The organism is Clostridium sp. AM28-20LB, from assembly GCF_003480665.1.
In the GTDB taxonomy this organism is placed as follows: domain Bacteria; phylum Bacillota; class Clostridia; order Lachnospirales; family Lachnospiraceae; genus Otoolea; species Otoolea fessa.
In genome coordinates this window covers 539,997-552,966 of the sequence record NZ_QUJN01000001.1, presented here as the reverse complement: position 1 = coordinate 552,966, position 12,970 = coordinate 539,997, and the positions used below count along the sequence as shown (strand labels likewise).

Here is a 12,970-nt window from a genome sequence, read left to right as displayed (position 1 = left end):
AATTTAGAAAGCAGGCGAAATATATGGATAATCAGGGAGTACTGGCAGTTATATCCGGATTTTCAGGGGCAGGCAAGGGAACATTGATGCGTGCATTGCTGGAGCGGTATGACAATTATGCCCTTTCCATCTCCGCGACCACCCGTGCACCGCGCGAGGGCGAGGTTGATGGAAGAGAGTATTTCTTTAAGACCCGGGAAGAGTTCGAACAGATGATCGAACACGATGAGCTGGTCGAATACGCCCAGTATGTCGGAAACTATTACGGCACACCGAAGGAGTATGTGTTTTCCAACCTGAAAGCGGGCAAGGATGTCCTTTTGGAGATTGAGATTCAGGGTGCCCTGAAAATCAAGAAGAAATTCCCGGAGGCAGTTCTCATTTTTGTCACGCCGCCTAGTGCCGGGGAGCTTAGAAACCGGCTGGCAGGTCGTGGAACCGAGACACCTGAGAAGATTGCCGCACGGCTTTCGAGAGCAGCGGAGGAGTCCAAGCAGATGGATGACTACGATTTCATTCTGGTGAATGATGAGGTAGACCGCTGTGTAGAAGAAATGCACGCACTGATTCAGGCGATGCATGCCAGAACAGAAAATCACAAGACTTTGATTGAAAAAATAAAAGAAGAGATGAAGCAATTCTGAAAGGAGAAAGATGTATTATGATGCTGCGTCCGTCATATCTTGACTTAATTAATGTTGTAAACAAAGAGGCTGAGCCGGGGAAAGAACCGCTGATTCAGAGCCGTTACTCCATCGTAATTGCGACTGCAAAGCGTGCAAGACAGCTGATCGCCGGTGATGAGGCACTGGTCATTGAGAATGGAAGAAAACCGCTTTCGATCGCGATCGACGAGCTGTACCATTCTAAGGTTAAAATTGTAGCAGAGAACGATTCCCCGGAGGAAGAGGTCTAAAAGGTGACAGAAGACCGTCCCGTGTTCATTATGTACATGGAGATGGTCTTTTCTTAGATATAGAGTAACTGTTCAGTAGGTCTGCGCATTTACTGCGCTGACCGTACGAAAACATGGGCCAGCAGGTAAAAATCCCATTGCCGTAGGCAATTTTTAATGGATTTTTGCGCGTGACTGTGAAGGTACTGAACAGTTACGATATAGAATTTTTGTGACGGTTCAAATCGATTATGGTTACAGAAATTTTTTAAATATGGTATTAGGAGAGAATTGAATGAAATTACTTTGTATATCCCTTGGCTGCGATAAAAACCTGGTCGATGCAGAGCGTATGCTGGGTTCGCTGAGCCAGGACGGGTACACGTTTACCGATGACGAGCAGGAGGCAGATGTCATTCTGGTCAATACCTGCTGCTTTATCAACGATGCCAAGGAGGAGAGTGTCAACACCATCTTAGAGATGGCAGAGTACAAAAAGAGCGGAACCTGCAAGGCGCTCTTAGTCAGCGGCTGTATGGCACAGCGTTACAAGGAAGAGATCCTGCAGGAGGTGCCGGAGGTGGACGGTATTCTCGGTACGACCAGCTATGATGAGGTCAGCAAGGTGCTGGCGGAGGCGCTGAAGGGCGAGAGGGTATCTGATTTCCACGATTTGTCCGAACTTCCGGAGACGAAGATGCGGAGCAAACGTCTGGTGACGACCGGCGGACATTATGCTTTTTTAAAGATTTCCGAAGGCTGTAACAAACGGTGTACCTATTGTATTATCCCGTCCCTGCGTGGACCGTACCGCAGTGTGCCGATGGAGCAGCTTCTCGCAGAGGCAAAGGAGCTCGCGGATCAGGGTGTGAAGGAACTGATTCTTGTCGCACAGGAGACGACGCTTTACGGCGTGGATTTGTATGGAGAGAAGACCCTGCCGAAACTTTTACATGAACTGGCACAGATCGATGGAATCGAATGGATCCGTATCCAGTACTGTTATCCGGAGGAGATCACCGAGGAGTTGATTCAGGCGATCAAGACGGAAGAAAAAGTCTGTCATTACCTGGATATTCCGATCCAGCACGCGAGCGATGCCGTTCTCAAGCGGATGGGACGCCGCACGAATCAGGCGGAGCTTCGGGAGCGGATCGCGCATCTGCGGGAAGAGATCCCAGATATTGCACTCCGCACGACCTTAATTTCCGGTTTCCCGGGTGAGACACAGGAGGATCATGAGGAACTGATGCGGTTCGTCGATGAGATGGAATTTGACCGCTTGGGCGTGTTTGCATACTCTGCAGAAGAGGACACACCGGCAGCCGGATATCCGGATCAGGTACCGCAGGAGGTCAAGGAAGACCGCCGCGACGAGATCATGGAGCTGCAGCAGGAGATTGCCTTTGAGAAAGCCGAGGATATGAAAGACCGTGTGCTTGAGGTTATGATCGAGGGAAAAGTGGCAGACGAGAATGCTTTCGTGGGACGTACCTATAAGGACGCGCCGAACGTAGATGGTTTGATTTTTGTCAATGCGGATGTTCCGCTGATGTCCGGCGATTTCTGCCGTGTCCGCGTAACGGGAGCACTCGAATATGATTTGATAGGAGAGTTGGCTGATGAATTTACCGAATAAGCTTACGACGCTTCGCGTCATCATGATTCCGTTTTTTGTGTTTTTCCTTCTCTGGCAGAATGGTGAAAACTATACCTTCCGTATGATTGCACTGGCACTGTTTATCATAGCCAGCCTGACCGATCTTCTGGATGGAAAGATTGCCAGAAAGTACAATCTGGTTACGAACTTTGGAAAATTTATGGATCCGCTCGCGGACAAGCTTCTAGTGTGCTCGGCGCTCATCTGCCTGATTGAGCTGAACGCGCTTCCAGCCTGGATGGTTATCATCATCATCAGCCGGGAGTTTATCATCAGCGGATTCCGTCTGATCGCCTCGGACAACGGAGTTGTCATCGCCGCCAGCTATTGGGGCAAATTTAAGACGACGTTTCAGATGGTATCGGTGGTGTTGTTGATTCTGGATATTCCGGCGCTTGCGTTTGTCACGACGATCTGTGTCTGGATCGCGCTGGTGCTGACGATTGTGTCACTTGTTGATTATATTTACAAGAATCATAAAATACTGACAGAAGGGAGTATCTGATATGATAGTCGAACTGATCTCGGTAGGAACAGAGCTGCTGCTTGGCAATATTGTCAATACCAACGCGCAGTATTTATCGGAAACGTGTGCAAAGCTGGGGCTTAACGTCTATTACCAGACGACGGTAGGGGACAATCGGGAGCGCATGACAGAAGTCTTCCGGACGGCGCTTTCGAGAGCCGATCTCGTTATCATCGGCGGCGGCCTGGGACCGACGGAGGATGATATCACGAAGGATGTCTGCGCGGAACTGATGGGAATGCCGTTAGTCGAGGATCCGGAGGTGCGGGCACATCTGGAGGAGTGGTACCGGCAGCGCAAGCGCACCGATATTCCGGATAGCAACTGGCGTCAGGCGCTGGTGCCGGAAGGCGCGGTGGTATTTTCCAACACAAACGGCACTGCTCCGGGACTTGCTCTGGAGAAAAACGGTAAGACCGCGATTCTTCTTCCGGGACCGCCGAACGAACTGTATCCGATGGTGGAAGATCAGGTTTGTGCTTATATTCAGAAACGATCTGACTGTGTGATCTATTCCCAGATGCTCAAAATCTGCGGATACGGGGAGAGCAAGGTGGAGGAGATGCTTCTCGACCTCATCGACCAGCAGACGAACCCGACGATTGCGACCTATGCAAAGACGAAAGAAGTACATCTGCGCGTGACCGCGAGAGCCGAGAGCGAAGACGCAGCAAAACAGCTGTTAAAACCGGTTATCAAAGAGATCAAGAAACGGTTCGGTAATGCGGTTTACACGACGGATGAGCATGAGAATCTGGAGGATGTCGTTGTCCGCCTCTTAAAGAAATACGACCTGACTGTGACAACCGCAGAGTCCTGCACAGGCGGTCTGATCGCCGGACGCATCGTCAACGTGCCGGGGGCTTCAGAGGTCTTTAACGAGGGATACGTGACGTATTCCAACAAGGCAAAGAAAAAGATCCTGGGCGTCAGCAAGGCGACCCTGAAAAAATACGGCGCGGTCAGCGAACAGACGGCGCGTGAGATGGCTGCAGGCGGTGTATTTACGACGGATGCGGATGCCTGTATCGCTGTGACCGGCATCGCCGGACCGGACGGCGGAACCGAGGAGAAGCCGGTGGGACTCGTCTATATCGCATGTTATATGAAGGATAAAGTCAAAGTAGAGGAATACCATTTCCGCGGAAACCGCGAGAAGGTGCGTGAGCAGACGGTGATTCAGGCACTGGATCTGCTGAGACGGTCGATTATTAAGAATTATAAAAAAGATTGATCATGTAAAGGAGGGAGAGCTGACAGGCGGGGAAAAATAGCCGGAAACGAGCTGTTTTTAGAGCGCCATGGATCAGGCTCTCCTTTTTTAGGAGGCGGGGACGATGATTTGGTATAAATATCTGTATCTGGGAGAAACTGCTAAAAAGCATCGTTTTTCGATTCTACAGAAACTCCGCCTCGGAAAGGTACAGCCGGGCGTTCACGTGATCACGCCTGCCTCAGGCGGACACAACCTGCTTGACATCCTGCCTGCCTATGTGCTCCGGCAGAATTATTACCGGGAGCAGGCGGATCTGCTGATCGTAGGGGTCGGCGCGAGCTACCAGGATGCCGTGGAGACGGTGGGGCGGATTGTGGATGAGACGTACCGCGAGACGGGTGGATTTGATGTGAAGACGTATCTGAGAGAGAAGGAAGACAGGCTGAGGAAAAAGAGGTAAGTATTTTGCAGCCTTTGATGAAGTTTTTTTGGACTGAAAATGTCTTTTGACCCCAACATCATATGATACAGAGCTGATACATGAATTTGTCAATGAAAGAATAAGAAGTGGGAGGGGATGGATTGCTGCATATTTTGTTCATAATCTTGAAAATACTCGGAATCCTGCTTCTTGTCATTCTGGGACTGTTGTTTCTGTGCCTGCTGGCGGTTTTATTTGTCCCGATTCGATACCGGGGGAACGGAAGCTACCACAGTATCAAGGATTTTGGCGTGCATCTGCATATCCATTGGCTGCTTCATGCGGTGTCGCTGCGGATTGCTTATGAAAATGGGCTTCGATATGCGGTTAAGTTGTTTGGATTCCGGATTTTCGGGAGTGAGAGTGAAGAGAAAGATACGGAATCTGGGCGTGTGTGGGAAGGCACGCAGGCAGCGGATTCGGATGAGCTGGAATTTGTAAATGCGCAGGAGAAAACAGAGGATGCTGATTTAGACACCGGTGAACTGATTTTGCGGGCGGAAGCAGCATCGGAGAAGACAGACGCCGCGATCGAGAAAGCGGAGGAAACTGCCAGGCTGCTGGAGGAGGCGGTGAAGAGACGGAGTGCGCAGAGGGAGGCGGAAATGTCTCAAGCTGTGAAGAATGCAGATGCATTTCCAGATGTGAAGGAGGCGGGAGTGTCCGAGGCAGAAGGAAAAACGCATCGGGCAAAGAATGAATTAAAATCAAATCCCAGCCAGGAAAAGCGTGAATCGTTCCTTCATAGAATCATTAGCTGGTTCAAACAAAAATGGAGCGCCCTGCGGCAATCCCTCTCAAAGCTGCTTACCCGAATCAACAACCTAGAGCACAAACGCCAATCCGTCCTTGCATTTATAGAAAATGAAGAAAATCAGAAGTCATTTCGCCTGATCAAACGCCAGCTCATGCGAGTTCTGCGGCATATATTTCCCAGAAAGCTGTCCGGGCAGGTTACGTTTGGCGTGGAGGATCCTTATTTGATGGGACAAATTTTGAGTGTGGCGGCTTTTTTGTATCCAGTTTACGGAAAGAAGATTGATTTGACTCCGGTCATGGATGCAAATGCGCTGGACGGGGAGCTTTCGTTCCGGGGCAGAGTCCAGATTGGCGTGCTGGCATTGATGGCGCTTCGGATCTGGATGGATAAGAATGTACGGACACAGGTTTATAAATATAGAAACCGAGGAGGAAGATAATATGGCAGACAATCAGTTTGCATCGACAATCGGTGCATTATTTCAGGGTATGGATGAGTTCGTCACGACGAAGACAGTCGTGGGAGAGCCGGTGACAGTTGGCGATGCGATTATACTTCCACTCGTGGATGTAACCTGCGGCATGGCGGCGGGCGCGTTTGGTCAGTCGGCGAAAGAGAAGAATGCGGGCGGCATGAGCGCCAAGATGACGCCGAGCGCGGTGCTGGTCATTCAGAATGGCATGACGAAAGTGGTCAATATCAAGCATCAGGATGCATTGACCAAGGTTCTCGACATGGCACCGGATCTCGTCAATAAATTTGTCGGCGGAAGCACCGGACCGATCGATGCGGAGACGATGCAGACAGCTGAGAAGATGGCGGGCGAGATGGAAGAGAAGAAATAAAGAAATTAAAATCAAAACGCTTCATAGAATGATCATAGCACACGACCGAATGTCAGATGTCTCTGGCAATAATCGCCTGCTATTTAACTTCTTTTGAAAACAGACATTTCAGAGAGGTATCATTCTATGAAGCGTTTATTTGGTTTAGTCCTTTTTTCAATGGGATTTGGCATGACCCTGGTGCTCATTTTCCCAAAGAATTTTCTATGGGTCAGCATCGCCATTTCTCTGATGATTGTCGGGTACAATATGTTTTGCCGATGAGATTCTATGCTTTTTCAAGCGGCAGAATCACTGTAAAGCAGCTACCCTCGTCCACCTGGCTGGATACCTCGATGGTACCGTGCATCAGGTCGATGATCCGTTTCGTGATGGAAAGTCCCAGCCCGTTGCCCTTTTCATTGGGATCAGAGTTCCTGCTGTAAAATTTTTCAAAGATCCGTTTCATCGTGGCGTCATCCATGCCGACGCCGGTATCGCGGATGGAGACACGCACCTTATCTCCTGTGATGACGAGTTTGGCAGAAAGCATACCGCCAGCCGGAGTGAATTTGATGGCATTTTGCAGGAGATTGATCCAGACCTGCTGCAGCATCTCACAGTTGCCGTAAAATTTGCACGCCGTCAGATCAATGTCGAGATTCAGATGCTTTTTCTCCCAGAGCGGTTCCAGCAGAAGAATCGCCTGCCGGATTTGTTCGTCGAGGCTGAACGTCGTGCGGCCAGTCACGATCTCCTGCTTTTCCAGGCGGGAAAGCAGAAGAATGTTGCCGGTCATCGTGGTGAGCTGGCGCGTGCTGTCGATGATGATGCGCGTGTATTCATTCCGGTCCGCCTCTGAGAGAGATGGATCCTGCAGCAATGTCGCATAGCCCTCGATGGCGGCGAGCGGTGTCTTGAACTCATGGGAAACCGTGGTCACGAAATCATTTCGCAGCGATTCGATGCTGTTTAACTCCTGCACCATACGGTTAAAATTGTCGGTTAGTTCACAGATCGCCTGCAAAGACTTCGAATTTGGCACATGAACAGAAAAGTCTCCGTCTGCTACCTGCTTAGCGGCAAGGCTTATGGAACCGATCGGGCAGAGGATTTTCGACCAGAGGAACAGCGACAGCGCGATACTGAACGCAAGGCTGCTCAAAAATGACATCAGGCGCGGAAAATTCGGACCGAAAATCCGAAAAACTTCGTGTTTATCTGTTCCGCTTGTGAGCAGCGAGACAAAATATCCGGTCAGCATCGGTATCAACGAGGACACCAGGAAGAAAAAGACCAGGAGGGTCAGCCAGTAGAGTGGAATCTGGAAATATTTGGTAAAGTTCTTGCTGATCATGCTTCTGTTTTCACCGCCTTATAGCCGAGACCCCGCACGGTCATGATGATAAAATCATCGCAGTTTTTAAACCGTTCGCGCAGCCGGTTGACATGCACATCGACCGTCCGTTCGTCGGTTGTCGAGTCAAGCCCCCAGATTTCGTCCATGAGCTGCTGCCTCGTGAAAATCTTATTTGGATAAGAAAGTAATTTATATAGAAGATAAAATTCTTTCTGCGGCAGAAGCGTCTCCTGCCCGTTGACCGTGACCGTCAGTGCATCGTAGTCGAGAATCGTATTTTGGCAGACAATCCGATGCTCCGTCGCGATCTTGGCGCGTTTGAGCAGGGCGCCAACCCGCAGAACCATCTCATTGACATCGATCGGCTTCACCATGTAGTCATCCGTGCCTGCCTGAAAGCCGCGCTGCTTGTCTTCGAAGCGCTCTTTGGCGGTGATAATCAGGATCGGCATCGTAAATCCACTCGTCCGCAGGTGATCAATCAGTTCATATCCGTCCATTCCGGACATCATAATATCCGAAATAATGAGATCTACATATTCAGAATCTAAAAGAGATAATGCTTTTTCGCCGCTTTCTGCCGGAAGCGCCAGATAACCATTGTTGGTGAGTACCGTGCAGAACAGGGAACGCAGTTTCGCATCATCTTCTACCACAAGAATGTGAAACATATCCGTAAAACCTCCCTATAATTCAATTAAAAAGATGTAATATCATAAGTACTCATAGTATACCACATAAGTTTAAACTGATTGTGAACGGTGCAACACATTTTTTTCACGGTTCGTTTACATTCAGTTTATATGTAGTTGAAACTCGTTTAAAAATGGGATGTTATACTAGGGACAATTAGGAAAAAACAGAAAGGAATATGCGAAATGAGTAAACTATCTTCTCTGATGGAAGCGGCAAAGCAGAATAAAAAGAAAACAGCCATCATCGCGGTGGTGGTGGTGCTCGTACTTGCGGCGCTTTTTATACGTTTCAAGGGTGGCAGCAAAGGAAGTTCAGGCGGCGGTCCGGGCGGTCCGGGCGGTATGCAGGACACGCAGATGGACAATGTGGCGACGGTTGCGGCTGAGAATCCAAAGAGCGGAACAATCGAGCGGACAACCAGCACATCCGGTACTGTCGAGGCATCGGACGTTGTCTATGTCTATGCGAAGGCATCCGGCGATGTGACGGGCGTCAACGTCAGCGTCGGTGATATGGTGACAGCGGGTCAGCTTCTCTGTACGATCAATACCGAACAGGTTGAGACGGCGAAAAATGCGATGGACTCCGCCTCTGTTAACCTGACCGAGGCACAGAGCAATTTAAGCCGTATGCAGCTTCTTTATCAGGGAGGAGATATTTCTGATCAGGAATGGGAGCAGTATCAGAACCAGGCGAAGACGGCACAGTTAAATTATGAATCGGCAAAATTAAACTACGATCGTCAGGTGGAATACAGTTCCGTGACCGCACCGATCTCCGGCAAGATTGAGACGATGGATATTGATGTATATGATCATGTCAACCAGCAGGCGCAGCTCTGCGTTATCTCCGGTGAGGGAGATAAAAGGGTATCGTTCTTCGTATCCGAGCGTGTTATGAGCAACTTAAACCAGGGCGACGCGATGACGATTGTAAAAGATGGAACGACTTATGATGGTGTGATTACCGATGTCAGCAGCATGGCGGACGAGAGCAACGGTCTGTTTAAGATAAAGGCAGAGCTGCCGGAGGCGAACAGCCTTTCAACGGGAAGTACTGTCAAGGTAACAGTAACTTCTGAGCGTGCAGAGAATGTCATGACCGTGCCGGTAGATGCGATCTACTATGATAACGGCGTTGGAAATGTCTATGTTTACCAGGACGGAACGGTACATAAAGTGGAAGTCGAAGTGGGGCTTTATAATACAGAGCTGGCGGAGATCAAGTCGGGGCTGACGGCAGATGATCTCGTCATCAGTACATGGAGTTCCCAGCTTTATGAGGGTTCAACTGTTAACTTAAAGGGTGAAGAAACAGATGCGGCAGCAGCGGATGAAGCTGGAAACCAGAAAGCCGATGCCCCGGCAGGCTCTGAAAATGGACAGAAAGCGGGCGCTCCGGCAGATGGCGGAAACGATCAGCCTGCGGGTGGTGCAGGTGCTCCGAACGATGCAAAAAATGGACAGAAACAGTAGGACAGGAGGAATGTAAGACATGGGAGTAACGAAATATATCCTGAAACATCCGGTTACTACTGTCATGGCTCTTTTGTGTCTGGTTGTATTCGGTATTTCATCGGTCTTTTCGGCAAAGCTGGAGCAGATGCCGGATATGGAGACGCCGATGCTGATTATTATGGCAAATTATTCAGGCGCAGGACCGGAGGATATCAGCGAGCTGGTAACCGAACCGATCGAGGAGGCGATCGGCACGATGGAAGGCGTGGACACGATTTCCTCCACATCGAGCGATGGACGTTCGATGATCATGCTTCAGTACGATTACGGCACCGATATGGATGAGGCGTATGACAACTTAAAGCAGAAACTGGACAATATCCAGCGGGCGCTTCCAGATGATGTGGAACCGAGCGTTATGTCGATGAACTCCAATCAGGGAGACAGCATGATGCTTTCGATTTCACATAAGACGCAGACAAACCTCTACGATTATGTGGATCAGAAGATAGTACCTGAATTAGAGCGAATTTCTTCAATTGCAAAAATTGAGACGCGAGGCGGTTCTTCTAAGTACGTCAGCATTGAATTACAGTCTGAAAAAATGGATCAGTACAATCTGACCATGCAGGATGTTGCGAGTGCGATTAACGATGCGAACGTGGCATCCCCGTCTGGTGAGGCAGATGCCGGAAATCTGGAGCTTTCCGTTACTACCTCCTTAAAAACAGAACAGGTAAATGAGCTGCAGGATATTCCAATCAAGACGCCGGCAGGACAGATTATTTCTCTGTCGGATGTGGCAAATGTGTATGAGGCAACGAAAGACCGGGGCGGCATTTCCCGTTACAACGGTCAGGAGACGATCTCCGTTTCGATTCAGAAGCAGCAGGACAGCACAGATATGGAAGTGTCCTCGGCTGTAAAAGAGAAAGTTGAAGAATTGATGGCAGATGATTCGGAACTGACGATCACGGTTGCAAATGATACATCTGACACGATTCTTGATTCCTTAAAAGACGTAGCAAAGACAATGGTTCTGGCGGTTATCATCTCCATGTTCATCATTTTTCTGTTCTTTGGCGATTATAAGGCGTCCCTGATCGTCGGAAGCTCGATTCCGACTTCGATTTTGATGTCCTTGATTGCGATCACGATGGCAGGATTTTCGTTGAACGTTATCACGATGAGTGCGCTGGTACTCGGCGTCGGCATGATGGTCGATAACTCGATCGTTGTACTGGAGAGCTGTTTCCGTGCAACGGCGGAGCAGGAAGACAAGGGGGCGCTTGGCTATTTTTCAGCAGCGCTTCACGGAACCGGCATTGTCATCAACTCGATCATCGGTTCGACGATCACGACCTGTGTCGTATTCCTGCCGCTGGCATTCTTAAACGGTATGACCGGACAGATGTTCAAGCCGCTGGGATTCACGATCGTGTTCTGTATGTCGGCGTCCCTGCTTTCTGCGATGACGGTGGTTCCATTGTGCTATCTGTTCTATAAACCGAGCGAGGCGAAGCGCGCCCTGATGGGACGTCCGATTGAACGTTTACAGAAATGGTACCGCGGCATCATGGACCGTCTGTTAAACCACAAAGCGATGGTTATGGGATTTTCGGTTCTGGTACTTGTACTGACGGTAATTCTGGCGAGCGGAATGCAGACGGAGCTGATGACATCGGATGATACCGGTACGGTCAGTGTCAGCATTGAGACGCGTCCGGGTCTGAAACAGGAAAAGATCGAGGAGGCGCTGGCAGAAGCGGAGGCGATTGTTTCCGCGAGCAACCAGGTTGATTCGTACATGCTGCGTTACAACGGAGACAGCGGCGAGATCAGTGCCTATCTGAAAGATGACCGTACCATGAAAACAGACGATGTAGCCGATCAGTGGCAGAAAGAGATGGATAACATTGCAAACTGTACGATCGACGTATCGGCATCGACTTCCATGAGCTTCATGGGAAGACAGCGCGGCTATGAAGTGATTCTTCACGGCACGCAGTATGATGAATTAAAAGAAGTTAGTGATAAGATTGTCAAGGAAATGACAGCAAGAACGGATGTCATCAACATCCATTCCAGTATTGAGAATAATGCACCGATCATTACCCTGAAGATTGATCCAGTCATGGCAAAGGCGTATGGACTCACGGCTTCCAGTATCGGAACGACGATTAACCAGATGTTGAGTGGTATCGACGCGACGACACTTAAAATTGACGGCGAGGACATTACGGTAACGGTTGAGTATCCGGAGGGCGAGTACGAGACAGTTGATAACATAAAAGATATTATTTTGACGGGAACAAACGGACAGAAGGTGGCACTGACCGATGTGGCAAATGTCGTATTTGAGGACAGTCCGGCTTCGATTTCCAGAACCGACGGTGCATATGAGATCACAATCTCTGCCGATTACACCGGTGATAATGTACAGCAGCAAATCAACAGTGAGGTAATTACTCCGAACTTAAGCGGTACAATCAGCATTGGGCAGAACAGCCGTGACCGTATGATGAAGAGTGAGTTCAGCTCCCTGTACCGCGCGATTGCGATTGCAGTATTCCTGGTGTTCGTTGTCATGGCGGCACAGTTTGAGTCTGTGAAGTTTTCCATCATGGTTATGACGACCATCCCGTTCAGTTTGGTTGGTTCCTTCGGATTACTGAAGCTGACCGGCGTCAGCATCAGTATGACGTCCCTGCTTGGCTTCCTGATTCTGGTCGGAACTGTTGTAAATAACGGTATTCTCTACGTGGATACGGTCAACCAGTATCGCTCCACGATGGATCTGCGGACAGCGCTCATCGAGGCAGGCGCGACCCGTATCCGACCGATTCTGATGACAAGTATGACAACCATCCTCTCGATGCTTCCGATGGCACTGGCAATCGGAAGCAGCGGTTCCACGACACAGGGTCTGGCGATCGTAGATATCGGCGGTCTGAGCGCAGGTGTGATTGTCGCGCTCTTCATGGTTCCAGTATATTACGCACTGCTGAGCCGGAAACCGAAGGAAGAGATACCGGACATAGATTAATTGGAAACAGAATAGGATAATTGTTAAAATCAGATATATCGGAATGGAG

The 12,970-nt window shown here is 49.5% G+C and carries 12 protein-coding genes; 10 read left to right on the top strand and 2 right to left on the bottom strand.

Annotated features, from left to right (window positions below; all coding sequences use genetic code 11):
• Window positions 1-23 precede the first annotated feature (23 nt).
• The 8 genes from gmk to DW739_RS02500 all read left to right on the top strand — a co-directional run bounded on the left by gmk (window position 24) and on the right by DW739_RS02500 (window position 6,383).
• On the top strand, window positions 24-644 hold the full coding sequence (gene gmk, locus DW739_RS02535; RefSeq protein WP_022360271.1) for a guanylate kinase: 621 nt from the start codon (window positions 24-26) through the stop codon (window positions 642-644).
• 17 nt (window positions 645-661) lie between these two features.
• Entirely contained in the window at window positions 662-916 is a 255-nt protein-coding gene (rpoZ, locus tag DW739_RS02530; protein ID WP_022360270.1) for a DNA-directed RNA polymerase subunit omega, read from the top strand.
• Window positions 917-1,190: 274 nt separating this feature from the next.
• Window positions 1,191-2,534: a 30S ribosomal protein S12 methylthiotransferase RimO gene (gene rimO, locus DW739_RS02525; RefSeq protein ID WP_118293188.1), complete on the top strand. Its 1,344-nt coding sequence runs from the start codon at window positions 1,191-1,193 to the stop codon at window positions 2,532-2,534.
• Window positions 2,518-3,060: a CDP-diacylglycerol--glycerol-3-phosphate 3-phosphatidyltransferase gene (gene pgsA, locus DW739_RS02520; RefSeq protein ID WP_117795511.1), complete on the top strand. Its 543-nt coding sequence runs from the start codon at window positions 2,518-2,520 to the stop codon at window positions 3,058-3,060. The genes rimO and pgsA overlap by 17 nt, the downstream gene beginning before the upstream one ends.
• A 1-nt stretch (window position 3,061) precedes the next feature.
• The gene (locus DW739_RS02515) at window positions 3,062-4,315 is read left to right on the top strand and encodes a competence/damage-inducible protein A (RefSeq protein ID WP_118672883.1); all 1,254 of its coding nucleotides are present in this window, start codon (window positions 3,062-3,064) and stop codon (window positions 4,313-4,315) included.
• A gap of 103 nt (window positions 4,316-4,418) precedes the next feature.
• On the top strand, window positions 4,419-4,757 hold the full coding sequence (locus tag DW739_RS02510) for a hypothetical protein (RefSeq protein ID WP_022360266.1): 339 nt from the start codon (window positions 4,419-4,421) through the stop codon (window positions 4,755-4,757).
• A gap of 122 nt (window positions 4,758-4,879) precedes the next feature.
• Window positions 4,880-5,977 (top strand): hypothetical protein, encoded by a 1,098-nt coding sequence (locus tag DW739_RS02505; protein WP_118742572.1) that lies wholly within the window; start codon window positions 4,880-4,882, stop codon window positions 5,975-5,977.
• Window position 5,978: 1 nt separating this feature from the next.
• Complete coding sequence (locus DW739_RS02500; RefSeq protein WP_022360264.1) at window positions 5,979-6,383, top strand: GerW family sporulation protein; 405 nt, start codon at window positions 5,979-5,981, stop codon at window positions 6,381-6,383.
• Between the two features lie 268 nt (window positions 6,384-6,651).
• Here DW739_RS02500 and DW739_RS02495 read toward each other — a convergent pair whose 3' ends face one another.
• Both DW739_RS02495 and DW739_RS02490 read right to left on the bottom strand, forming a co-directional pair.
• Window positions 6,652-7,719 (bottom strand): HAMP domain-containing sensor histidine kinase, encoded by a 1,068-nt coding sequence (locus DW739_RS02495; protein ID WP_022360262.1) that lies wholly within the window; start codon window positions 7,717-7,719, stop codon window positions 6,652-6,654.
• On the bottom strand, window positions 7,716-8,393 hold the full coding sequence (locus tag DW739_RS02490; protein WP_022360261.1) for a response regulator transcription factor: 678 nt from the start codon (window positions 8,391-8,393) through the stop codon (window positions 7,716-7,718). The genes DW739_RS02495 and DW739_RS02490 overlap by 4 nt, the downstream gene beginning before the upstream one ends.
• A gap of 207 nt (window positions 8,394-8,600) precedes the next feature.
• Here DW739_RS02490 and DW739_RS02485 point away from each other — a divergent pair, with 207 nt between their 5' ends.
• The gene (locus DW739_RS02485) at window positions 8,601-9,893 is read left to right on the top strand and encodes an efflux RND transporter periplasmic adaptor subunit (RefSeq protein WP_243023717.1); all 1,293 of its coding nucleotides are present in this window, start codon (window positions 8,601-8,603) and stop codon (window positions 9,891-9,893) included.
• Window positions 9,894-9,912: 19 nt separating this feature from the next.
• Window positions 9,913-12,921 carry an efflux RND transporter permease subunit gene (locus DW739_RS02480; RefSeq protein WP_118742571.1) on the top strand — a complete coding sequence of 1,003 codons (3,009 nt, stop codon included), beginning with the start codon at window positions 9,913-9,915 and terminating at the stop codon, window positions 12,919-12,921.
• Window positions 12,922-12,970 lie beyond the last annotated feature (49 nt).